This window comes from Paludisphaera soli (assembly GCF_011064595.1).
Lineage (GTDB): Bacteria > Planctomycetota > Planctomycetia > Isosphaerales > Isosphaeraceae > Paludisphaera > Paludisphaera soli.
Genome location: NZ_JAALJI010000016.1, coordinates 103,334 through 127,547, shown reverse-complemented (window position 1 = coordinate 127,547; position 24,214 = coordinate 103,334). Strand labels below are relative to the sequence as shown.

The 24,214-nt window shown below is 71.8% G+C and carries 11 protein-coding genes; 7 read left to right on the top strand and 4 right to left on the bottom strand.

Going from position 1 to position 24,214, the window contains the following annotated elements; translation table 11 throughout:
• Positions 1-49: 49 nt before the first annotated feature.
• Genes G6O68_RS19680 through G6O68_RS19650 form a run of 7 tightly spaced genes read left to right on the top strand, consistent with a single transcriptional unit; the run spans position 50 to position 13,753 of the window.
• On the top strand, positions 50-2,248 hold the full coding sequence (locus G6O68_RS19680; protein WP_165250348.1) for a BatA domain-containing protein: 2,199 nt from the start codon (positions 50-52) through the stop codon (positions 2,246-2,248).
• Between the two features lie 56 nt (positions 2,249-2,304).
• Positions 2,305-4,764: a vWA domain-containing protein gene (locus G6O68_RS19675; protein ID WP_165250347.1), complete on the top strand. Its 2,460-nt coding sequence runs from the start codon at positions 2,305-2,307 to the stop codon at positions 4,762-4,764.
• Between the two features lie 37 nt (positions 4,765-4,801).
• Positions 4,802-7,048 carry a hypothetical protein gene (locus tag G6O68_RS19670; protein WP_165250346.1) on the top strand — a complete coding sequence of 749 codons (2,247 nt, stop codon included), beginning with the start codon at positions 4,802-4,804 and terminating at the stop codon, positions 7,046-7,048.
• Positions 7,032-8,636, top strand: coding sequence for a hypothetical protein (locus G6O68_RS19665; RefSeq protein WP_165250345.1), 1,605 nt, complete (start codon positions 7,032-7,034; stop codon positions 8,634-8,636). The genes G6O68_RS19670 and G6O68_RS19665 overlap by 17 nt, the downstream gene beginning before the upstream one ends.
• A gap of 53 nt (positions 8,637-8,689) precedes the next feature.
• Positions 8,690-9,232, top strand: a complete 543-nt coding sequence (locus G6O68_RS19660; protein ID WP_165250344.1) for a hypothetical protein — start codon at positions 8,690-8,692, stop codon at positions 9,230-9,232.
• Positions 9,233-9,284: 52 nt separating this feature from the next.
• Positions 9,285-12,056, top strand: a complete 2,772-nt coding sequence (locus tag G6O68_RS19655; RefSeq protein ID WP_165250343.1) for an NPCBM/NEW2 domain-containing protein — start codon at positions 9,285-9,287, stop codon at positions 12,054-12,056.
• Positions 12,053-13,753, top strand: a complete 1,701-nt coding sequence (locus tag G6O68_RS19650; protein WP_165250342.1) for a hypothetical protein — start codon at positions 12,053-12,055, stop codon at positions 13,751-13,753. Before G6O68_RS19655 ends, G6O68_RS19650 begins: the two co-directional genes overlap by 4 nt.
• Before the next feature lie 168 nt (positions 13,754-13,921).
• Here G6O68_RS19650 and G6O68_RS19645 read toward each other — a convergent pair whose 3' ends face one another.
• From G6O68_RS19645 to G6O68_RS33325, 4 genes are all read right to left on the bottom strand, one after another.
• Positions 13,922-14,878 carry a carbonic anhydrase gene (locus G6O68_RS19645; protein ID WP_165250341.1) on the bottom strand — a complete coding sequence of 319 codons (957 nt, stop codon included), beginning with the start codon at positions 14,876-14,878 and terminating at the stop codon, positions 13,922-13,924.
• Between the two features lie 496 nt (positions 14,879-15,374).
• Positions 15,375-15,779: a hypothetical protein gene (locus G6O68_RS19640; RefSeq protein ID WP_165250340.1), complete on the bottom strand. Its 405-nt coding sequence runs from the start codon at positions 15,777-15,779 to the stop codon at positions 15,375-15,377.
• 117 nt (positions 15,780-15,896) lie between these two features.
• Positions 15,897-18,008: a hypothetical protein gene (locus G6O68_RS19635; protein WP_165250339.1), complete on the bottom strand. Its 2,112-nt coding sequence runs from the start codon at positions 18,006-18,008 to the stop codon at positions 15,897-15,899.
• A complete protein-coding gene (locus G6O68_RS33325) occupies positions 18,005-24,178 on the bottom strand; it encodes a GH36-type glycosyl hydrolase domain-containing protein (RefSeq protein WP_165250338.1) in 6,174 nt (2,057 codons plus the stop codon). Before G6O68_RS33325 ends, G6O68_RS19635 begins: the two co-directional genes overlap by 4 nt.
• Positions 24,179-24,214 lie beyond the last annotated feature (36 nt).

Below are 24,214 nucleotides of genomic sequence, written 5' to 3'. Positions count from 1 at the left end.
GAACCCAGGCGCGACTCGACCCCGACCCCGCGAGGGCCACCGCCGAGCCATGACGTTCCTGAGCCCGCTCCTGATCTGGGGGACCCTGCTGGGCGCGATCCCCATCGTCATCCACCTGCTGAACCGTCGTCGGTTCCGCCGCGTGGACTGGGCGCCCATGAAGTACCTGAAGCTGACCATCCAGCGCAACCGCCGCCGGATCCAGCTGGAGGAGCTGCTGCTCCTGCTCCTCCGCATCGCGCTCCCGGTCCTCCTCTTCTTCTTCCTGGCCCGGCCCATCCTCAACCCGACCGGGATGGAGAGCTGGATCGGCCGCGGCGGTCGTTCGAGCGAGGTCATGCTCGTCGACGACTCGCTGAGCATGGGCTACGCCGCCGGCGAGGGGACCGCCATCCAGAAGGCGCTCCAGGTCGCGGGCGCCCTGCTGGAGACCACGCCGCCGCAGGACCGCTGCAGCCTGGCCACCACCTCGGCCCCGACCGCGCCGGTGATCCACGACGTGGAGGCGAGCCGCCGCGAGGAGCTGGCCGCCGCCGTCTCGGGGCTCGCCGCCACGGCCACGCACGCCGCCTGGCCGTCGGTCCTCGCCGGGATCGACGACGTCCTCAAGTCCTGCACGTACCCCACGCGACGCCTCACGATCCTGACCGACCTGAGGCGCAGCGGCTGGGACGCGACCGTGGGCGAGATCGCCAAGCGGTGGGAGGAGGACGGCGTGGTCGTCCGCGTCGTCGACGTCGGCTCGGCCGAGACGGCGAACGTGGCGCTGGAGTCGCTCGTCCCCCTGGAGCGGACGATCCTGGCCGGCGCCCCCTCGGCCTGGGAGGCGGTGATCCGCAACGGCTCGCCCCGGGCGCTCGTCGGGGCCAAGGCGGTCCTCCGCGTGGACGACAAGCCGAGCGAGATCCCGCTCCCCGAGATCGCCCCCGGCGAGACGGTGCGCACGCCGCTCTCCGTCGCCTTCCCCGGCGCGGGGCCGCACGAGTTCTCGCTCCAGCTCCCGGACGACGAGCTGCCTGCCGACGGCCGCCGCTGGGCCGCCGCGCCGGTGAAGGATTCGCTCCTCATCCGGCTCGTAGACGGCGAACCCTCGACCGAGCCGTTCGGCTCCGAGGTCGACTACCTCGCCGCGCCTCTGTCCATCGGCGTCGGCTCGGCCGAGGCCTGGCGGATCGAGGTCGTCCCCGAGCAGGACTTCCTCTCCCCCCGGCTGGAGACCCCCGACGTCCTCGTCCTGGCGAACGTCGCCGCGCCGACGCCCGAGCAGGCCGACCGCATCCGCAAGCTCGTCCGCGAGGGGATGGGCCTGATGATCTTCGCCGGTGCCCGGATCGACCTGGGCCTCTACAACGACCTCTTCGACCGACCCGGAGAGCGCATCCTGCCGTTCCCGTTCAAGGCGACCTCCGACCAGCCGTTCCGGGGCCTGGTGATCGAGCTCGTCCGGCCGTCGCCCCTGGAGAAGCTGCTGGAGCTGAAAGCGTCGGCCTTCGAGCGCGTCCCGGTGCGCTGGATCGCGACCGTCGACGAATCGGCCGGCGGCGAAACCGAAGGCGGAGATCGGTACAAGGCCGACGAGAAGGACCGGGGCCAGGCGCGCGTCCTGGCCCGCTGGAACGACCCCGACCGCTCGGCGGCGGTGGCCGAGCGGGTGGTGGGCGAGGGCCGGGTCCTGCTCTGGACGACGACCGCCGACCGCGCCGGCAACGACTGGCCGGTGGAGCCCAGCTTCGTGCTGGCGATCCGCGAGGCGGCGAAGGGGGCGGCCCGCGCCACGACCACGGCCAACACCGTCACGGCCGGCGACCCGATCCGCCGCGTCGTCCATTCCAGCCACGAGGTCTCGAACGCCCGGCTAACGCCCCCCGAAGGGGCCGAGCCGGTCTCGCTCTCGGCCGTGCCCCTGCCGGAAGACCCGGCCGACGACCGCGGCCCGGCCGTGCGGATCGACGTCCCCGACACCCGCCGCGCGGGGGTGTATCGGCTCTCCTGGGAGGAGGGCCCGCTCGGCTCTCGCGAGGACGTCTTCGCGGCCGACCCCGACGTCCGCGAGAGCCGGTTGGAAAGGATCGAGGCCGAGGAGCTGAAGACCCTGATGCGGCCCCTGAACGTGGAGGTCGCCGTCCGCGGGGACGCCTCCTCGTTCGCGGCGACCGGCCGCGAGATCTGGCGCGACCTGGCGACGGCCCTTCTGGTGCTGCTCGTGGCCGAGGCGGCCTTCGCGGCCTGGGTCGGCCGTTCCCGTTGAGACGAAGGCGAGCGCGGCGAGGTGGGGCGTCCCCTGGAACGAGGATGGAACGCGGGATGAATCGACTCTGGCAATACCTCCTGGGGATCGAGGCGACGTCGCCCGGGATGACGCCCCCGGACGACGTGCGGCTCGAATTCGCGTCGCTGCCGCACGGCGCGCCGGCGGTCGGGCTGGCGCTGGGGGCGCTCGCGCTGGCGTTCCTGGTCTGGCGGTTGGCTCGCTGGGGCCGCCCGGACCTGAGCCTGTCGCGTCGCGTCCTCCTGGCGACGCTCCGGCTGACGACGATCGCCGCGCTCGGGGTCATGCTGATCGAACCCGTCCTGGTCTTCGTCCGCCGCGAGCAGGACCCGTCGCGACTGGCCCTGATCCTGGACGACTCGGAGAGCATGCGGTTCTCCGACCCGTACACCGACGACTCGCAGGCCGCCGCGATCGCCGCCAAGCTGGGCGTCGAGTCGAAGGACGGCAAGTCGCCCGTCGATCGGCTGCGGGAGTCGCCCCGGCTCGACCTGGTGCAGAAGGTCCTGGGGGCGAACGTCGAGGCCCTGGCGAAGGGCCGCGACCTGTTCGTCTACGACCTGGAGTCGGCCGCCCGCCCCGGCGGGGGGGACGCCGCGAGGGCGCGGAAGCTCGAAGACGTGCGGCCGAAGCTCTCCGTCTCGCCGCTGGGCGACGCCCTGCGCGGGGTGCTCGCGGCGCATCGCGGCCAGCCGGTCGCCGGCCTGGTGATCGCCACCGACGGCCGGTCCAACGCCGGCGAGGACCCGGCGCGGGTGGTCGAGGCCGCCGCCCGCCAGAAGATCCCCATCTTCGCGATCGCCGCCGGCGCCGACGAGGGGCCCAGGAACATCCGCCTGGCCGAGCTGCAGGTCGACCCCGTCGTCTTCGCCCGCGACCCGACGACGATATCGGTCGTCGTCGAGTCCCGAGGCCTGCGAGACGCCGACGCCTCGGTCGTCCTCGAACGCCGGGTCAACGAGGGGGCGTGGGAGCCCGTCGGCTCCCAGCGTGTCGTGCTGGGCGAGGACGGGGTCCTGAAGCGCGCGACGTTCCGCGTGGTCCCGGCCGTCGTCGGCCAGTACGAATACCGCGCGCGGGTCGAGGACGCCGGCCCCGAGCTGACCGAGGACGACAACGTCGCGACCGCCGCGTCGCGCGTGGTCCGGCGTCAGATCCGCGTGCTGCTGATCGCCGGCGGCCCCTCGCCCGAGGTCCAGTTCCTCCGCAACGCGCTGATGCGCGACCAGCAGGTGGAGTTCGCCGGCTGGCTCCAGCACGCCGACCCCGGCTTCCGCCAGCCCGGCGACCGCCCCATCACCCGGCTGCCGAACAACGACGAGGAGCTGGCCCGCTACGACGCCCTCCTCCTGGTCGACCCCGACATCAAGGCGATGGGCCCGCAGTGGCCCGAGATGATCCAGAAGTTCGTGGGCAAGGACGGCGGCGGCCTGATCTTCATCGCCGGCGAGCAGTTCTCGCAGCAGCTCTTCGAGGCGGTCGACCCCAAGTCGCCGGGGGGCGACTGGACCAGGATCCTCCCCGTGGTCCGCGACCCGGGCCTGTTCCGCAGCGACGCCGAGGTCCGGCTGACGACTCAGAACACGTACACGCTGGACCTCACCCCCGAAGGGCGGGGCGACCCGGTGTTCGAGTTCCACCCCGACCCGATCCGCAACCGCGCCGCGCTGACCAGCCTGCCCGGCATGTACTGGAGCTTCCCCGTCACCCGCGCCCGCCCCGGCGCGGTGGTGCTGGCCCGTCACGGCGACCCCCGGATGGCCAACCAGAACGGCCGCCACGTCCTGCTGGCCTCGCAGCTCTACGGGCCGGGCCGCACCGTGTTCATCGGCTTCGACAGCACCTACCGCTGGCGGTATCTCGGCGAGGACTACTTCGACGGCTTCTGGGCCCGGCTGGTCGACCGCGTGGGCCGCAACAAGGCGCTCGGCGGCCGGTTCCCGTTCCAGGTCCACCTGGACAAGAGCCTCTATCGCGTGGGTGACCGGGTCCACGCCTCGGTCCGCTACTCCGACCCCGCGGCGCTCGCCGAGGCGTCGGAGCTGGTCGCAGAGCTGGAGGCGGCCGGCCAGCCGCCGGAGCCGATCCGGTTCGAGAAGTCGCCCGAGGACCCCGGGCTGGCGACGGCCGAGTTCCCCGCCCAGCAGGCCGGCGCGTACTCGCTCCGCGTGGCCCCGGCGTCCGCGCCCGACCTGGGCGGCGGCGGCGACCTGGCGCGGGTCTCGACGACCGCCTTCCGGGTCGAGCCCCCACGCCGCGAGATCGATGAGCCGGCGCTCAACCGCCCGCTCCTGGCCGACCTGGCGCGGCTCAGCGGCGGTCGGGTGTTCGAGCTGTCCGAAGTCGACCAGCTCGACGCCGCCATCCCCATGCGCGAGGTGACCCGGACCATCGAGAACCGCGACGAGCTGTGGGACGCCCCCCTGCTCTTCGGCATCATCGTCGTCGGCCTCACCGCCGAATGGCTCCTCCGCAAGCGATACCGGCTGGTCTGAGCGGGACGCGGATCAACGAGGATAGGAAACCATCATCGTGCCGACCCTGAACGAAGCGACGACCACGGACGCCACGATCGCCGAGGCCCGAGGCCGGCTGAGGGCCGAACTCTCGCGGCTGCGACGTCGGCTGCGGTCGCAGCTCGCCCTGGAGGTCCTCGCCGAAGCCCTCGCGATCGCGGTCGCCGCCGGCGCGGCCCTCGTCCTGCTCGACTGGTCGCTCCGGCCGGGCCTCGCCGCGCGGCTGGCCCTACTGGCGACGGCCCTCGCGGCGGTCGCGGCCCTCGTCTACGTCCGGGCTTCGCGACGCCTCGCCCCGGCGCGGCTGGACGAGCTGTCGCTGGCCCTGACGCTCGACCGCCATCGGCCGGGCCTGGGACAGCAGGTCGCCGACGTCCTGCAGCTCCCCGGCCTGCTCGACGAGGAAGGGAGCGACGCGTCGCCGGCCATGATCCGCCTGGCCGTCCGTCGCGCGTCCGAAGCCCTGCGATCCTCGGACTGGACGCAGCTCTGGAACCCGGGCCGGACGATCGCCTACGCCGCGCTCGGGACGTTCGCCCTGATCGTCCCCGTCGCCTTCGCGACCATCGACCCCGACGCCGCGCGGCTCAGCTTCGCCCGCTGGCTGCGGGGCTCCGAGGAGCGTTGGCCGCAGGAGACCTACCTGACCGTCATGGGCCTGGACGCCCGCGGCCGGCTCATCGCCCCCCGCGACGAGCGGACGCTCGTGGAAGTGCGCAGCGACCTCCCCCTGATCGAGCCGACGGCCGATCGCTGGTCCGTCGGCGGCCGGGGCGAGCCCCCCCTTCTCCTCCGCTCGAAGCCGAAGACCTCCCGGGCGCCCGGGGCCGTGACCGTCCGCGAGCGCGCCCTGCAGGGCCCTTCAAGGTCGGCGACCATGACCGAGACGGCCCCGTCGCGCTACCAGTACGAGTTCCCGCCGTCCTCGGATTCGTCCACCTTCGAGCTGACCGGCGGCGACGACTGGCTCGGGCCGATCCCCATCGAGCGCGTCGACCGCCCCGCCCTGGCCCGCACCCGGATCCGCGTGAAGGAGCCCGGCACCGCCGACCCCGAGTCCCGCGAGGTGGACGACGCCCCCTCGCGACTCCTCTTCCTCCCCGACAGCGAGGTGGAGCTGACGCTGGAGGGGACCCAGGAACTCTCCGATGCGAAGATCATCGTGAACCCCGGCGCGGCACCCCCGCTCACCCGAACCGACGGCCGGACCTTCACGACCACCTGGACGCTCCGCGAGGCCGTCACGCTGGAAATTGTCCTCACCTCGTCGGAGACCGGGCTGACCTCGAAGCCGTCGTTCCTATCCGTCGGCCTTTTGCGAGACCGCGAGCCCCGCGTCACGCTGCGGGCGATGGGCGTCGGCGGTCGCGTGACGCCGGTCGCCACCATCCCCCTGACCCTCGCCGCGACCGACGACTTCGGCCTGGCCGCCCTCCGCATCCAGGCCGACCGCAGCGTGATCGCCGGCGAGGCCGACGCCGGCAAGCCCGAGGCCCAGACCAAGCGGTCGACGATCGCCATCCCGTTCGAGTCCGACCCCGCGCGGCCCACGCTGGACCATCAGGCGCGCCACGACGTGGCCCTCCAGTCCGACCCGCCGCCGGTGGGCGCCGTCCTGCGGTTCACCGCCGAGGCCGACGACCAGTGCGCCCGAGGAGTGCAGACCGGCCGATCGGGCGTCCTCGCCTTCTCGGTCGTCTCGCCCGACGAGCTGTTCTACGAGATCCTGATCCGCCAGCGCGCCGAGCGGGCCAAGTTCCTGGCGATCCTGGAGGCCACCGAGAAGCAGACCCCCGCGCTGGAAGGGGACCCGAAGGTCGAAGAGATCGTCGCCATGGCCCGCGCCGAGCAGGGCGCGGGCCGGCAGCTCGGCCAGATCGCCGGCCGCGTTGCCGACGCCCTCCAGGAGATGAAGCTCAACCAGGTCGGCTCGCCGAAGTCGCAGCGGCTGCTGCAGCACGGCGTGGTCGACCCGCTGCGGAACCTGGCCTCGGGGCCGATGGCCCAGCTCCAGGCGTCGCTCCAGGCCTTCGCCTCGGCCGCCGACCGCAACGGACCGGCCAAGGATGAAGCTCGACGCCGGCACGCCGAGGTTGTTACAACGATGAAGACCATCCTCGAACAAATGTCGCAGTGGGAGAGCTTCGTCGACGTCGTCAACCAGGTGGCCGAGGTCATCAAGATGGAACAGAAGGTCCTGCGCGAGACCGAGCAGGCCCGCGAGTCCCGCGCCCAGGAGGTCTTCGATGACGACAAGCCGTGATCGCCGCCGCCCCTCGCGGCTCCTCCTCCTCCTGGCGCCCCTGGCCCTCGCCTGGGCCGGGTCCGGGTCCGCCCGCGCCCAGGACGCCGGCGACGTCTTCGACGACGCCCCGGCCGAGAAGCCGGCCGCGAAGAAGGCCGAGCCCAAGCCCGCCGACAAGCCGGCCGCGAAGAAGGCCGAGGAGCCCAGGAAGGACCCGGGGGCCGACCCGAAGGTCTCCGACCGCGACGCGATCGGGTTCACGCAGGAGAACGTCGCGGCCCAGATGAACGAGCTGGAGGAGCGGATGTTCCGGCTCTCCGAGGCCCTGCGCAGCCTGGAGCCCGAGAACGCCTCGCGACTCAAGCTGGCGCTGAAGTTCTCGCGCGAGGAGCTGATCCTCCAGCAGATGAAGGACGCCCGCAAGCTCCTGAGCGACGCCCAGCTCGCCAAGGCCGAGACCGAGGTCCGCGAGATGCTCGCCAAGCTCGAGCACCTCCGCCGCCTGCTGCTGGCCGAGGACCTGGACTTCCAGATGAAGCTGGCCCGGCTCCGCCAGTTGCGCGAGACCCAGGCGCGGCTCGCCCGGATCGTCGCCGAGGAGCGCCGCGAGTTGGCCTGGTCGCGGGAGGCCGTCGAGGCCAAGGAGGCCAAGCCGAGCAAGGAGGAGTTCGCCAAGTTCGAGAAGGACCAAGCCCGCAACCGCGAGGCGGCCGACGCGCTGGGGGCGGCCTCGGCCCGGTTGGGGAACCAGGGCGTCGCGCTCCAGAAGGACCTGATTCGCGCCTCCGCCGCGATGGGCGAGGCCGAGGGCCAGCTCGGGAAGGAGGCCGCCGACCCCGCCGCCGTCAAGCAGGACGAGGCCCTCAAGCACCTCGTCAAGTCGAGCGGCGAGCTGGACAAGGCGACCGAGGCCCTGCTCGTCGAGCTGCGGACCGAGCTGCTCTCGCGGATCCTCGCCGAGCTGGCCGAGATGCACGAGATCCAGGTCTCCATCCGCGAGACCACCGAGAGCCAGGCCCCCCGCGTGGCCCAGAACTCGCGCACCGCCCTCCTCCTCGTCACCGGTCTCGCCCCCAAGGAGGACGAGCTGGCCGGTCGGATCGACCAGCTCCGCGCCCTGACCGAGGAGACCGAATTCGGCATCGCCCTGCCGACCGCCCTCCGCGTCATCAACCGCGAGATGGGGACCGTCCGGATCCTGCTCCAGAAGGGGGACCCGTCCGAGCCCACCGTCCGCATGGAGAGGCGCATCGAGGAGGACCTGCTCGCGCTCGCCGAGGCCCTCCGCCGCCTCCCCCCCTCGACGCCGCCCAAGCCCGGCACCCCGCTGCCGAAGGACCTTCGCCAGCGCGAGCGGGAGCTGAACCGCCTGATCGCCGAGCTGAAGATGATCCGGATGCTCCAGGCCCGACTGAACGACGACACCGTGAAGGTGGACCAGGGCCGCCCCGCCGAGGAAGTCCTTCCCCCCGCCCTCCGTCGCGAGATCGAGGAGCTGGAGTCCGGCCAGGGCGAGATCCTGAACACCCTGGCCCGCATCGCCGAGCGCGTCGAGGGCCCCGCGCCCCAGCCGGGGGCCGACGCCGAGCCCGCGAAGCCCGAATGACCCGACGTGGACCGTACCGACCCGACCCGAAACCGACCCGAAGGGATGACGCCATGAAGACGAGCCTACGCATCCTCGGAGCCGCGCTGACGACCCTCGGCGCGGCCGCCTCGGCGTCCGTCGCCGCCGCTCCGATCCCGGAGAAGAAGGCACCCCCCACGATGACGGCGATCGTCGGCCGGATGGACGTCGTCGTCGACTCGCTGGCCAAGACGGTCACCGGCGACCCGACCCAGAAGGGCCAGAAGGCCGTCCTCCGGGGCCTCGACGAGCTGATCGCCGAGCTGGAGAAGCAGTGCCAGGGCTGCCGCAACGGCATCGCCTCGAACCGCCCAACCCGGCCCGCGGCCGATTCGAACCCCCACGGCGGGACCGGCGGCATCGGCGACCTCGTCGACGCCGGCGCGAGCGACAAGGAGTGGGCCAAGCTCACCCCTCGCGAGCGCGACCGCATCCTCCAGTCCATGTCCGAGGGCTTCCCCCCCGAGTATCGCACGGTCCTGGAGCGGTACTACCGCCGCCTGGCCGAGGAGCAGTCGGCCGCCTCGACCGAGCCTTCGGCCGAAGCCCCGGCCGAGGCACCCAAGACTCCCTGACCCCGGTCCACCAGGCCGCCGCATCCCGACGCCTACTTCGAGGTCCGCAGTCATGCTTGCGACCCCACTGCTCGCGCTCGCCCTCGCGACGACGGCCGCCGCTCCCGGTTCCGTCGAATACGCCCGCGCGCTCGACGCCCGGAAGCTCGACCAGGCCGCGCTCGACGCGGAGGGGTACGGCGACAAGAAGGCCCTCAAGCGGGAAGGCGACGGCCTCCGCGTCGTCGTCGACCCGGGGGCCGCCGAGACCGGCTGGAAGACCCCCCAGGCCCTCCGATTCGGCGGCGACTTCACCATCGCCGCCGAGTTCGTCGCCAGGTCCCTCCCCAAGGCCGGGACCGAGGACGGCGTCGCCGTGGGGCTGGCGATCGCCTTCAGCTCGATCGACCAGCCCGACGCGACGTTCCTTCGCGTCGTCGAGCCCGGCGGGGCGTCGGTCTATCGCACAATCGAGAAGGCCGCCGCCGGCGGGATGGACCCGAATCAGCAGGCGATGATGATGATGCGCAATCGCGTGATCATCCAGAACGGCATGGGCATGGTGGTGATGGGCGGCGGCATGGTCATGGGCCAGCCCGGCGGCAAGCCCGCCGCCCCCCCGCGCCGGACCTTCCCCGCCGAGGGCGAGGCGTTCCGGCTGGAGCTGACCCGCGAGGGCCAGACCCTTCGCTTCCGGGTGGTCGACGCCAAGTCGGCCGAGCCCCGCTATCTCGGCCAGCTCACCGTCCAGCCGCAGGACGTGATGGCCGTGAAGCTGTTCGCGACCAACCGCAACGGCGCCGGGCCGATCGGCGTCGTCTTCAAGAACCTCTCCGTCCGCGCCGATCGGATCACCGGCCTGGGGACTGCCGTCCGCACCGTCTTCGACGAGGTCGTCTACGGCGAGCCCTCCGCCATCGAGGACGGCAAGCTCGTCGTCGGGTCCGCATCCGCCGCGACGCCCGGGGCCGCGTCCGCGACCCCCACCGCCGCCGCGATGCCGGCGGAGGCCCGGGCGCAGATGCTCGCCGCCCGGGCTCGGGCGCGGGCTCAAGCGATGCCCGCAGGCGTCGTCGTGCAGGCGCAGGGGGCGGTGGTCATCAACGCCCCCGCCCCGGTCGTCGGTGCCGTCACGGTCACGGAAACCCGCGTCGCGACCCCCGCCCAGCCCGCGACGTCTCCCGCCGCAGCGACCACATCGACGACCGCCGAGGGCGGGCTGCCGGCCGACGTCTTCGCGCCCGCCGCCCCCCCCGAGCCGAAGGCCCGGATCCCGATGGACGAGGTTGCGGGAATCCGCTTCGATCGCCAGCCGACCTTCGCCGCGCGGTTCCTCGGCCAGCCCAACCTGGACTTCACCCAGGGGGCGCCCTCCCCCGAAGAAGCCGCCGCCGAGGCCGCCAAGAAGCCCGAGGCGGGGAAGAAGCCCGAGCCCGGCGACGACGTGGCGGCCCCCCCGCCCGGGACCACGATCGTCAAGCCTCCCGTCAAGGTCGAGGCCAAGAAGAACGGCGTCCGCGACATCCAGATCGGCCTGTCCGGCCTCCGCGCGGCCAAGATCCAGAACGTCATGGTCAACTGCCAGACCGACAAGGGGGCGACGAGCTGGCAGCTCGAAGCGTCCGGAGGCGCGGGCTGGCCCTTGATCCTCCGCCGCACCGGGACCGACCCCACGGCCGACCTCTTCCTCGAACCGCCCCCCGGCGACTGCTTCCAGAAGAGCTTCTCGATCAACGTGAATTACGAGGACGGCCAGGCCGCCTCGGCGAACTTCCAGGCCGACGGCCACTCCGACCCCAAGCTCGCCGTCGACGAGAAGGCCGAGGTCGTCGAATCGCCCGACGCCTGGGTCCACCTGGAAGGCGACGAGAAGCTGTTCGGCAAGTTCGGCGGCGTGTCCGCCGACGCGCTCCGGCTGACGACGCCCTGGAAGGACGAACTGAAGATCCCGCTCTCGCGGATCGCCGGCGTGCAGCTGAGCCCGGCCGACCGCAAGGAGACCCCCGAATCGTTCGCCCGCCGCCTCAAGGCGAGGGGCTCGGAGGACCTGCTTTTGGCCCAGTCGAAGGCCGGCGAGGTCGTCCCGGTCGCGGGCGTGCTGGAGGCGGTCGAGGACGGCCGCCTCCGCTTCCTCTACCAGGGCAAGTCGCGGTCTCTGGCGGTCAAACAGGTGGAGGGCTTCGTCCTGGCCTCGCGGCCCTCCCCGGCGGTCGACGACCTGCGATCGACGTTCCTCCTCCCCGGCGGCGTGGCCGTCTCCGGGCGCTGGAAGTCGATCGACCCGGCCGTCTGGAAGGTCGAGGCCCCCTGGGGCGAGGAGCTGAAGCTCCCGGCGGCCGACGTCCAGGAGGTCCGGTTCCGGGGCGGCAAGATGACGTACCTGTCCGACCTGAATCCCAGCCGGGTCGAGGAGACGCCGTTCTTCGGCCGCAAATCCCCCTGGCGTCGCGACGTCGGCCTGACCGGCGGCAAGCTCAAGATGAACGGGCGGATCCACGAGCGCGGGGTGGCCGTTCACTCGCGCTGCATTTTGACCTACGACCTCGAAGGCCGGTACGACACCTTCGAGGCCCTGCTCGGCTTCGACGACGAGGCCCGGGGCAAGGGCCGGGTCGCCTGCCGGGTGCTCGCCGACGACCAGGAACTCTACGCCGAGCCCGACCTGCGGGCCGACGCCCCGCCGGTCCCGCTGAAGCTCCGCGTCGCGGGGGCCTCGCAGCTCAAGCTCGTCGTCGACTTCGGCGCCGGCCAGGACGCGGGCGACCGCGTGATCTGGGCCGACGCCCGACTCTTCCGCGCCGCCGGGCCCAGCACGGCCGCCACCGATCCGAGGGCCGACCGATGATGATGCGTTTGCGCCTGACCGTCGCGCTCCTCACGCTCTCGATCGTCTCCCCCGCCGCCGCCGAGGAGCCCGCTCCGAAGCCGCGAGACGACACCGAGGCGCAATCGCCGGTCGAGGTGGTCGACGTCTCGATCTGGGTCGGCAACCCGTCGCAGACCACGCTCAACGCCTCCAAGTTCTACCGCAACGCCCTGCCCGGCGTCGTGGGGACGAGCCGGCCGAAGCTCGACGACAAGGATCTGGAGGGACGCTTCCCCATCGCGCCGGTCGGCTTCGTCCAGTTCTTCGGCGACCCCTGCCGGGACCTGGACGTAGACCTGAAGATCAAGAAGGGGAGCTTCCTCGCCCACTGGCCGGCCGGCAAGGAGCACACCGGGCGGATCCGCTGGTTCGGCTCCGAGCTGACCGCCGAGCCCCCCGCCGGCATCCCCCCCAGCTACCTCCCCGACGACGGCGGCGTCCTGGCCGCGCTTCGGACGACCCCGTCGGCGCTCTACCTCCGGAACGAGTCGCGCTTCGAGCGGTTCCTCGCCTACGACGCCGAGCTGACCCTGCCGATCCCCGTGCGAGTCAAGGGCGGGCCCGATGAATACACGCTGCAAAACATGACCAACCGCCGCCTCGTCGACGTGGCCGTGATCGCGCCGTCCCAGGACGGATTCCGCGTCGGCTGGCTCGACGAACTCCCCAGCGCGGCCGCCGTCGACGCCGACGGCGGTAAGGCCGAGGCCGAGGGGAAGGCCGCCGAGAAGAAGGGCGAGGCCGCTGAGAAGCCCGACCCCGCGAAGCAGGCCGAGGAGCTGTTCAAGGACGCCGACAAGGCCGAGCCGAAGAAGCCCAAGGACGACGCCCCCGCCCCCCTGCCCGCCGAGGGAGACGCCGAGATCCGCGCCCGCGTCGACCAGTTCCTCAACCGGCCGATCAGCCTGGCCGTCGCGTCGGCCCCCCGTCGCGAGCTGCTGGGGATGGTCGCCCAGCAGGCCCGGCTCCGGTTGCAGTTCGACGACGAGACGCTCGCCAAGGAGAAGATCAAGGTCGACGAGCCGACGGAGTTGAAAGCGGCCGACGTCCCCGCGCGCGACGCCCTGGCCGACCTGCTGGGGGGCGTCGGCCTCAGTTACCGCGTCACCGAGGAGGGCCGGCTGTTCGTCACCACCGCCGCCCGCCTCGCCGAGGCGGCCGAGAAGACCGGCGGCCCCGTCGAGGGGCCCCCCGTCAAGCTCGGCATGTCGCAGCCCCTCAAGGGGCCCGACCCCTCGTACCGCGAGTTTACCCGCGACGCCCTGGCCCGCCGGCTGGAGGGCCAGGGTCTCCGCAAGGACCTCGTCGCCATGCTGCTGGAACGCTACGCCAAGGACCTGTTCGAGCCCGGCGAGCTGATCGTCCTGGCCCGGATCTCCCGCGAGGCGATCGACGAGGCCGTGCCCCTCGACGTCTTCCCGACCCCGAAGAAGCTCACGCGCGTCCCGCTGATCGTGATCCACGGCGTCGACCCGCGACTCCAGGACCGCGCCAAGGTGCTCGTCAAGCAGCTCGGCGACCCCGCCTGGAAGTCGCGCGAAGAGGCGGAGGCGCGACTCTTCACCCTCGGCCCCGCCGCCGTCCCCGCGCTGGAGGAGGCCCTCCGCGACAAGGACGTCGAGGTCGTCCATCGCGTCGAGCGGCTCCTGCTGAAGCTCGACCGCAACGTGCCCTGAAACGGCCCGTCGCGCGAGGCCATGCCCTGCGTGCAGAGCCCACCGCAGCCGATGAGCCGCGCCAGGCTCGCACCCCTCGCCGACGGCGCCTGGCAGATCCGGGTCATCGACGCGGCCGATCCCGGCGTTCGGGTCGAGAGCCCGGCCATGGCCACGAGGCGCGGCGTATTACTGGACACGCGTTCCGGAAACGGCCTCGCCCGGGACGGGGGCGACCTCGACGGGGGGGGCGATCGTTTTGGGGGCGAGGCAGGGATCGTCGCGTTTGAGGATGCGCGCCATCTGGACGGCGAGGGCGTGGAACTCCTTGGGGTTCGACGGGGCGGAGGCGAGTCGAACGTTCTCGTCGCAACGCGGGGCGGAGGGGTCGACGGGCATGCAGACCTGATGGTTGCGGATGTTGTGCACGCCGTAGAGGACCTCCACCTCCCACTTGCCGGTCCCCTCCACCTCCTGGCGGAGGCCGAAGGCGGCCTGGGCCGCGTTGATGCAGACGGCCGATTCGATCAGGGCCTCCCGATACCCCGGCGCGTCGGCCGCGTCGTGGCCCCAGACCTCCTTGAGGCCGTTCGCGGCCTCGCGGACGGCGACGAAGAGGCTCTGGGTGAGCGACCGCAGCATCGGCGTGACCGTCTTCGACCAGAACTTCAGCGGCCGGAGATAGGCGTCCACCGCCGCCGTCACCGCGCCGCAGCCGCTGTGGCCGAGGACCACCACCACCCGCACGCTCTCGCTCAGGTTCGCCAGCGCGAAATCGACGCTCGCCTGGCAGACGTCGCCCATCACGTTGCCGGCCACCCGGATCACGAACAGATCGTTGAAGCCCTGGCCGAAGAGCATCTCCGTCGGCACGCGGGCGTCGGAGCAGCCCACCACCACCGCGAACGGCGACTGCCGGGGCATCTCGCCGTAGGTCCGCGGCATGCCGACTTCCAGGCCGTTGCACGAGACGATGTAGCGCGGCTCGCCCCGCGACGGGGTGCGCGTCCGACAGCTCTCCATCCACTGCGAGAACAGCCGGTTGCCGTCCTCCAGGACCCGACGCGCCGCCTCCTCGTCGCGCGGCGGAGGCTTGGCCGAGGGCTTTTCGGGGTCGAAGCGGTAGATGTAGTCGATCGTGTTCATGAGCCGACCTCGCGAGGGAGGCCCCCCGGCGCGTGACGACGTTGGTGACCAACCGGAGGGGCTGCCCTTCCCGATTGACCATGAAGAATCATTCATCATCCTAAAGTCCGCACGGCTGGGGGTCGACCCCATGCAGGTCGGGGTATAGCTCTCGATCCCGGGGTTTCGTCGGCCCTCCGCTCGCACGGGACTTCCGGGGCCTCCCGTGGGGCGGCCGGCCCGGCCGCCCCGCCGTGATCCGGACCCGTGCGACCCTCCGTGGCCCGGGCGGCCCGCCCGGGCGTCGAGGCTCCCACGTCCGGGCGGGCCGCCCGGACCACGAGCGTACGGCGGCCCCCTCTCCGAAACTCCGGGATCGAGAGCTACACCCTGCAGGTCGGGTCCTGACGCGGCAGCAGGACCAGGGTCCGCGGGACGGGTCGCCCCTCCCCCCCTCCCCGAGTTCCGCCCGCGAGGCTCAGGGCCGCGAGGCAGGCAGGGCGAGGATCGAGGATTTTCAGAGCCCGAGGCGGGCCTCGTCCCACCTCGCCAACCAGTCCGCGTCCTCGGGCGTGCAAAACCATTCCTCATCGATCTCGATCCCGCCCCACCGCCCGAGCATGATCTCGATCACCCGCGAGGCCAGCTCCTGGGAGCCCTCGTTATGGCTGACGCCGATCTCCAGGACGCTCACGAGCTCGCTCGTCGCGTGATCCGCGATGATCGCCAGGTGCTCCGGCTCGCAAGGGAATCGGTCGATCGGATAGGGGGGATAAGGCCACACAAGCGCGCCGGCGTCATCGAGGACTCCCTGGCAGCACCCGCCTTCTCCGACGTGCCAACGGCCGCCCAGTTCACTGACGAGGTTCTTCAGCTCCTCGGCCGAGACCATCCGATAAAGCGCGAGTTCGCGGCCGATCATGACCAGACTCCATATGGACATCCGAAATCGGCGTGAGGAGAAGATCGAACCGCACGACCGACGCCGTATGAGGGTTCGCCGCGTGCGACCCACTTCGAACGTCTCGACGGCCCGCGATCAGCGCGGCGGGGAGGCGGCCAGGCCGAGGATGGACAACTCCAGCGGCCGGCCCTTGGCGTCGGGGCCGAGCGAGAGGACGACCTCCTTGATTCGCGCCAGGCCGGGCGTCGCCGGGAGCTGGATGCGGAGTTCGGCCTCGTCGCTGGACGGGGCCAGCTCGACGAACAGCTCGGTGGCGATCAGGCCGGCGGCGGAGTTGGTCTCGGTCTTGACCGGCTTGAGGGCGATCTTCGCGGGGGCGGCCGGGGATTTGAGGCGGTAGCGGAGGGAGAGGACGGTCCCCGAGAGATCCACGCCCGAGTCGGCCGGGGCGACGAAGGCGACGCCCGGCTCGGCGGCCTTCGGGCTGGCGACGTGGAAGCCTTGGTCGTCGCGACGAGAGGTGAGCGGGTTCGCGGGGGCGTCCCAGGCGAAGACCGCCGCCGGCTCGGCGAGCAGGTCGGCGCCCGCGCCGGGGCGGAAGATCCTCTCCAGGTTTTCGTGCAGACCCCTGGATTCGAGGTAGGCCTTCATGTTGTCGGACGCCGTCCCCAGGAGGCCCAGGATCAGCGAGAACGTGTGCGCCGAGGTCTGGAACAGGATCGGCCCGCGCTCGGTCGCGTGGTAGCCCTCCCAGGGGCCGTGGTCGGTCTGGAGGGTTTCGATCAGGGGCCACTGGGCGGCGAGGAACGCCTCGACCCTCGCGGGGGAGACGGCGTAGGCCGGGCCGATGGTGTAGAGCGAGGGGGCGTCGGTGATCCTCGGGTCGGGGGCGACGGTCACCTCGGGGATGCCGATGGAGCCGGTGTACTGCTCGCCCCGGCCGCTGTACGACTCGGAGAGGAAGCCGGGGAGGCCGTGGCGCGTGGAGTAGTCGACCTCGACGTCGACGAAGTCCTCCAGCAGGCGCCGCCAGCTCGGCCGCTCCAGCTCGGTCATCGTCAGCTCGAAGCCGAGCCCCTGGAACGCGGAGCCTTCCCACGGGGCGAGGACGTGGCGGGAGCGGCCGTCGGCGGCGCGGTAGGGCTTCATCTTGAAGCCCAGGTTGGCGATCGCGTCGGCCGGCATCCCGTAGCGCAGGACGATGAACGTGGCGGGGCCGCGGAACTCGTTGACGAGGTAGTCGACGTGGCCCGTCACCCACTTCCCCTCCAGGTCGTTCCAGCCGAAGAGGCGGTCGTGGGTCACGTCGCGGCCGAAGTAGAACTGGCCGGCGGCCGGGTCGTAGAGCCGGGCGTAGCCCTCGGCCTGGCGTTCCAGGAACGTCTCCAGGCTCTTGCGGATGGCGACGGCCTCCGGGTCTTCAGCGACCTCGGGTCGCAGCAGCGCGCCCAGGCAGCGGGCGACGGAGGACGACAGGTTGGCGTTGTCGACGAAGACGGTCATCACGACCCGCTCGTCGAGCACGTCCATGATCTTCTGCTTCGTGGCGTTGTCGGCGAAGGCCTCCAGCGGGCCGTTGAAATGCTCCCAGCCGAAGCCCGGCTTGCGATTCACGGCGGCCTCTCGGCCGTCCTTCCGGGGCGTGATCCAGCCCTTCGCTTCGAGCCCCCGCCAGGCCGCCTCGGCCTTGCCGGCGCCGATCGCCGCCGCGAGCTTGTCCCACGTCACGTCGGTCGTCAGCGGGCCGAGCCGCCGGCCCGTCGCCAGGTCCAAGAAGTTGCCGAGCAGCCCGTCGGCGCTCAAGCGAGGGTCGGACTGATCGACGAGAAGCGTCCGAGCCTGCCGGCCCAGCAGGGCCAGCGCCTCGCGACGCGACACGAAGGGCGCCTCGCAGACGCCGGCGGCCACGTTCGCCAGGATCTCCATGCCCTGCCCGATCGCCGTCAGCTGCGTGAACGAGCGGAGGTAGATCCCCCGCGCCGGGTCCTGGTTCCAGCCCTCGAACGGATAGCCGGACGCGGGGTCGAAGATGCGGTTCTCGGGCCCGATGTACTTCAGCGCGTTCGCCAGCAGCGCCCGGGCGTGCGGGTGCTCCTCGGGGACGGTCGGGAACCGGAAGCCGGGCTCGATCTCCGGTGGCGCGGCCGACGCCGTCGCGGGGACCAGCCCCATGGCCAGGGCCAGCCCGGCCAGCAGACGTCGCTCCGGGCGGCCGAAGAACTCCAACGCGTTCGCAACGATGCTCATGATTCGATCCTCGTCGCGGAACCCCGACCTACGCTTCGCGAAACCCGGACGTCGCCCAGCTCGTCGGCGGAGTCGACGGCCGAGAGGTCGGCCCCCCCCGCCGCGAGCTTCAGGCCCAGGACCGACTCGATCGCCTGGCGGAACATCCAGCCCGCCGCGCCGGTGTAGCCATTCCAGATCATACGGCCGGGGTCGAACGTCGTCACCATGTCGGCCGCCTGCTTGTTGGGCTGGCCGCCGTAGGTCTCGATCGTCTCCGGCGTCGCGTGGTACACGGCCGCGACCTTCTTCCAGAGCCGCAAAGCCGTCTCGACGTAGGCCGAGGCCGCCGCACCGTCCCCGCGCTCGCGCGCCTGATCGGCCAGAATCCGGGCGGCCCCGACGAGCCATTGCACGCCGTGGCAGTACATGCCGTTCTCGCGGACCCCCTCGGGATACCAGCTGCTGCGGCCCAGGTACGGGTGCGTGTCCTCGCGGAGCGGCGGCGTTCCAAGGAGGATCGTGTCGTCGCGCTCCAGTTCGGCGAGCGCCGTCTCGAAGACGATCCGCCCGCGTTCGGGGTCGATCCGCGCCATCACGGCCCAGGCGGCGGTGAGGGCGTCGATCTCCCAGACGCCGCTCCCCTTCACGCCGATCTCGGTGCCGTCGTCGTGGATCGCGCGAAGGTAGCGGTCGCCCCGCCAGGTCCGCTCGATCGCCGCGTTCAGGTCGGTCAGGCGGGAGGTGTAGTGATCGCCGAGCGCCCCGTCGCGGGCCGCGATCCTCGGGATGAACCGCTGGAGGATGTACGAGAGGAAGAAGCCGAGCCAGACGCTCTCGCCCCGCCCCTCGCTGCCGATCTCGTCGAGGCCGTCGTTCCAGTCGCCGGTGCCGATCAGCGGCAGGCCGTGGGCGCCCATGCGCCGATCCAGGACCAGGTCGATCGCCCGCAGGCAGTGCTCGTAGACCGTGTCCGACCGCGTCGAGCGGATCGGGTCGAAGCCCATCCCGTGCTTGCCCTTCGGCAGCGGCTCGAAGGGCTGCTCCGACTCCAGGTAGGGTGTGCGTTCGTCGAGGAGAGAGACGTCGCCGGTCGCGTCGAGGTAATCGACCACGGCCCAGGCCAGCCAGAGCAGGTTGTCCGAGGCGTGCGAGCGGCCGACGAACCCGGTGCGGCCGTCCTGCAGCCTGTGGAACCAGTGGACCACGTCGCCTTCCAAAAACTGCTGCGACGCGTGCAGCAGGATCTGTTTCCGCGTGATCGCCGGGTCGGCCCAGATCAGGTTGACGGAATCCTGGAGCTGGTCGCGGAAGCCGTAGGCGCCGCTCGCCTGGTAGAAACCCCGCCGCGACCAGATCCGCTCGGCGAGCGCCTGGTACTTGAGCCAGTCGAGGTAGGCGTCGAACTCGGGGCTTTCGGTCTCCACCCGGAGCGAGTCGCGGAAATCGTTCCACCAACGGCGGGTCGCTTCCAGCGACTCCTCGGCGTCGGCCACGTCCTGGAACCTGCGGACGACCGCCTCGGCAGCGCGACGGTCGTCGGCCTGGCCCAGCACGACCACCACCGTGTGCTCGCCCATCGCGGGGACGTCGAGCGTCGACAGCAATCCGGCGATCGGGCGATTGTCGATGACAGCGGTCGCGTCCGGCCCGCCGTGCTGCACGAAGTGCGGACGGTCGAGGGCCCGGAGCCGACCGAAGAACCGCCCGCGCGACGTCTCAATCTTCTCGACCTCGCCCGAGATCGCCGCGAACCCCGGGCCGGTGCGGAAGGTGTTTCGAGGGTTCGTGAAGAAGACCGCCCCCAGGGTCTCGTCGACCTTCGAGATGAGCCGACCGGAGTGCTCGGGCTGGCCGGCGAGGACCATCTGGAAGTAGACGCCCAGCCGCAGCCGGCGGGCGGATCGGGAACGGTTACGCACGGTCAGCAGGTAGACGCCGGTCGGCTCGTCGGGGGGGACGAAGGCGGTCAGCTCGGTCGCGATCGTCCCCTTCGTCATGCGGAAAACGGCCGTGCCATCGACTCCGAACTCCGATTCCGTCGCCGCCTCGGGATCATTCAGCGGGTGGTAGGTCGGCGAGAACCATTCGCCCGTCGCCGGGTCGAAGAGGTAGAAGGCCTCCGACGGGACCTCCTTCGTCACGACGTCCGACCAGTCGGGCGTGAGCCGGTTCTGCTGGGCGTTGACGCTCGCCGACGTGTGAAGCCCTCGATTGGTCACGACCAAAACGTGCCCCAGCACGTTCGACATCGTGTGGTCGAACGGCCGGGGCGTGAACGGCGTGCGGACGAGGAGCTTCGAGCCGTCCTCGGAAAACTCGGCGTAGGGCGAAGGCGTACCCGGCGGGACCTCGCCGTGGCCGATCCGGTGCCGCTCCTTGCGCGTCCGAGCGGTCGAGGCGGCGCGGGCCCCGGGCACGTCCAGATACTTCGCGATCAAGGCGATCGCCTGGGCCTTGTCGTCGGCCACACCGATCAAAAATCGGACTTCGGTATCCAAGGCGGGGGCGGTCACGTTCACGAGCAGGCTGGCGATCGGGTCGAGCGTAGGGTGGGACGCCTCGTCCTTCGCCTCCATGAACTCCAGCGTCTCCAGCGCGCGGGGGTTCGCCAGTCCCCGGCCCCGCCCTAAGAAGTCCATCCGCGACGACAGGAACGCCTCTGGCTTCCGATCGACGGCCAGGAATCCGACGGCCTTCGCATGCTTGTCGTAGGCCAGCACCGCGTTGAGCGCGTCCACGTACTCGATCTCGGCGAAGAGCCGGTTGTACTGGGTGTGGTTGCGGTCGGCCTCGGGTTTGTTTAGGACCCATTCGAGATACGGGACGACCTTGAACGAGTAATCGCGGAACTCCGCATTCAGCAGGCGCAACGTCCACTCTTCCACCGGCTCGTCGCCGGGGGGGATGCGGACCGACAGTCGCATCGGGACGTAGACGGGAGGCCGGTCGCCACCCTGAGGATCTTCCCAAACATGGAACGACTCCAGCGCGTCGCCGCCGGCGCCGGCCGGTCCCAAGGGCATTCCACGGGGAACCGACGAGCCCGGCGGATTGCCGGCCAGGAGCCGCGTCGCGCCGTCTTCGCCGATGACGAAGAAGGCCCGGCCGGCCGGGTCGAGCGTGTCGTAGGAACGTCGGCTGACGTCCTGATCTTTGGAGATGACCCGACCTACGATCGCTCCGTCCTCGCGAGCGATCAATTCATAGGCGTCGTTGCGGATCGCGTGCGTCGCGAGCGAACGCTCGCCGAACCGGCGCCGGAACAGCCGAACCGCCGCGACGAGCAGGCTCAGGGCGACGACCAGGAGCGCCAGCAGGCCGAGCCGTTCGCCGAGCGGCCGCGCCAGCAAGTCGGCCCATAAGCCGCCGCCCTGCGCGCTCAGAGTCTCGGCGGCGCTCCAGGCGCGATCCCAGTCGGCCCCGCGGGGGATGTAGAAGGGGAGGAGCAACGGAGCCCAGGTGGCGAACCGCTTGACGGCCTCGGGGATGCAGCGGGCCGTCGAGGACGGGGCCAGGTAGCGGGCCAGCTTGCGCTCGCCGGCGTCGACGCCGAGGAAGCTCAGGTTGACCAGCGTCGCCACTCGCAGCCCCATGTGGTCGATCCAGATGAGGACCCGAACGGCGTCGTAGGCCAGCAGATAGATGAACATCTGCAAGGACCACGCGCGGAAGGCGTCGGGCGAGGTCGTCAGCGACTGGAAGGTCGCCGCGACCGTCCGCAGGGCCCCGTCCTGGTTGTACCAGGTCGGCTCGCCCATCGGCCGCAGGAACGAGTTGATGATCGGCGACATCCAGAGGCCCCAGCGCGCCACCTGGATCGAGTTCTCGGCGAGTTGCCGCAGCCCGGCCGCCGAGAACATCCCCCGGATCGGCGCCGCCTGGCGCTCGAAGCCGGCGGCCATGAACGTCCGGTTGAGCGCGAACAGCCAGGCCGCCGTCGACCAGCTCAGCACCCCCGCGAGCGCCTCGGCGAAGAGGAGGTCGGCCCCCCCCTGCACCGTCCCCAGGTTCATGAAGCCCCACTTGCTCCCCAGCGGATAGATCCCGAACGGCTCGGGCGTCCGCCCCACCGACGTGTACCGCTGGAACTTGGCGACGACGATCGCGAGCTGCGACGCGTCCAGGTAGAAACCGATCGCCGCCCCGATCAGCCCGCCCAGCAACACACGCACGCCGTAGTAGCGCGGGGCCTGCAACGACCCCCGCCCCAGGGCCGACCGCAGCGCGTCGCGGGCCGCGTCCACCCCCGCGTAAGCCGCCGCGCCGACCAGGAAGCCGAACCCGGCGCGGGTCGCCAGGTCGCGCTCCGAGAGGGCGCCCGTCACCCCCATCGCCAGGCCGATCCCGACCATCGCGCCCCGCGTCGCGAGCCAGGGGTCGCGGTAGCTCCGCGTCAGCCGCTCCAGGAACGGCGGGCTGCCGTCGAACGACTCGAAAATGGTCTTCACCAGCGGCCAGGCCATCGCGCCCAGCGCCGCCGCGACGATCATCGGCTGGGCTTCGAGCAGCCCCCGGAACGCCGGCCAGTCCGCGAGCGAGGCGGCGACGTAGAGCCCGGCCAGGAACGTGCCGCTGTAGATCATCCCCTTCTTCACGCCCTGCCAGGGATGCGCGAGGACCGACGCCGCCGTCGGCGCCCGGCCGTTCACGGCGTCGATCGCCAGGCCCGTGCAGAGGTACGCCTCGGCCCAGAGCCCGGCCTGCGCGACCATCCCGCAGAGGACGACGACCGGAGCCCGCCAGGCCGGCGACCACGCCGCCAGCGCCGGGCCCGAGCCGAACGAGGCGATCCAGGGACCCGCCGCGACCGCCGCCGCCGCGGCCAGCATCGCCCCGAACGCCCGGGCCGACCGCAAGGGCCTCCCCCTCACCGCCCCCAGCCCCTCGGCGAGCAGCACGTTGAACAGGAAGACCACGAACGTCCGGCCGAGATAAGCCGGGAACGGCGACTCGCCCCCGAAGGCCCCGAGCGTCGCCCGGCCCCCCAGTGCGTCCATCAGCCCCCCGGCCTCCAGCAGCGTCAGCCCGCCGAGGACGTACGGAGCCCCCGCCAGCAAAGCCGCGCCCGCCGCGCCGATCCCCTTCCCCGCCGTCGCCAAACGCCCGACGTGCGCCAGCAGGTAGACTGCCAACGCCACCGCCGCGCCGGTTCGGCTAAGGAGGATCACCTGCCCCCAGTCGGCCGGCGGCTGCAACAGCGCCAGGCCGCTCGACGACGACGCGAGGATTCCGGCCGCCGCCGCATGTCGAAACGCCTCCCAGGCCGTCGGGCCTCGCCCCGAGAGGATGAGCGTCCACCAACCGCCGACGGCCGCCCCCCCGAGCGCCAGCCAGGCCGCCCCCCAGCCCACCGCCAGGGCGTCGCGCGTCCCGATCGCGTACACCCCCGCGACCAGCAGCGCGGTCGCCGCCCAGCCGGCGCCCAGGGCCAGGTCCCTCGCCACCTCGCGGAGCGGGCCGGGCCTCGGGGCGGTCCAGGCGGCTCGCCCCTCGGCGGGCCCCGACCGCCGGAGGAGGGCGACGCCCGCCGCCAGCAAGGCCGCGAAGACCGCCGCCAGCGCGACCGCCCCCAGCCGACCATAGGGATTGATGCCGAGGCCCCGTTGCAGGCCGACGGGGACGAACCGGACGTCGAAGCAGAGCCTTCCCGACGACTCCCCGGGGCCGCCCCGGCGATGGATCGCCAGCACCACCTCGGTCAGTTCGCCGATCGCTGACCAGTCCAGGAGCCGTTCCGTCGTCGTCCAACCGGGCGCCAGGTCGAGCGGCACGCGCTGGACGCCGGCCGGCCCCTTGATCTCCAGCGCGACTTCAAGGATCGTGAGGTCCGACGAATTTCGGGGATCCAGGCCGATTTCGACGAGCGTGGGGCGGCCCGGCGGGGGCGTTTCGCGAAATTCTTTCGCAAAGACCCCTACAGTCGCGTCGGAACTGATCGTATACTCAAAACACGACACATCGCCGCCGGTGGTCGGCTCGAACGTCCGAGTCACGGTCCCCCGGGCGAGCCCAACGTTGAACGTACCTTGCTGACCAGACTCCACGAGGGAAGTCGTCCGCGTGCCCGGTTCGTCCGCGGCACCGACTCGCACGGCCGCGACGGCGACGAGCGCCGAGGCCAGCGCGAGCGTGGCGACGACCGGTCGACGGCCCCGACGGCCGCCGCCGTCCCCCCCTCGATCGAACATGCTCACCCTCCCCGCCCGACGGCCCCGGCGACGGTC

Excerpts from the sequence above, each read along its gene's own strand:
- G6O68_RS19665 (WP_165250345.1), top strand. The coding sequence starts at position 7,032 with ATGACGACAAGCCGTGATCGCCGCCGCCCCTCGCGGCTCCTCCTCCTC.
- G6O68_RS19650 (WP_165250342.1), top strand. The coding sequence starts at position 12,053 with ATGATGATGCGTTTGCGCCTGACCGTCGCGCTCCTCACGCTCTCGATC.
- G6O68_RS19675 (WP_165250347.1), top strand. The coding sequence starts at position 2,305 with ATGAATCGACTCTGGCAATACCTCCTGGGGATCGAGGCGACGTCGCCC.
- G6O68_RS19655 (WP_165250343.1), top strand. The coding sequence starts at position 9,285 with ATGCTTGCGACCCCACTGCTCGCGCTCGCCCTCGCGACGACGGCCGCC.
- G6O68_RS19660 (WP_165250344.1), top strand. The coding sequence starts at position 8,690 with ATGAAGACGAGCCTACGCATCCTCGGAGCCGCGCTGACGACCCTCGGC.
- G6O68_RS33325 (WP_165250338.1), bottom strand. The coding sequence starts at position 24,178 with ATGTTCGATCGAGGGGGGGACGGCGGCGGCCGTCGGGGCCGTCGACCG.
- G6O68_RS19635 (WP_165250339.1), bottom strand. The coding sequence starts at position 18,008 with ATGAGCATCGTTGCGAACGCGTTGGAGTTCTTCGGCCGCCCGGAGCGA.
- G6O68_RS19640 (WP_165250340.1), bottom strand. The coding sequence starts at position 15,779 with ATGATCGGCCGCGAACTCGCGCTTTATCGGATGGTCTCGGCCGAGGAG.
- G6O68_RS19680 (WP_165250348.1), top strand. The coding sequence starts at position 50 with ATGACGTTCCTGAGCCCGCTCCTGATCTGGGGGACCCTGCTGGGCGCG.
- G6O68_RS19645 (WP_165250341.1), bottom strand. The coding sequence starts at position 14,878 with ATGAACACGATCGACTACATCTACCGCTTCGACCCCGAAAAGCCCTCG.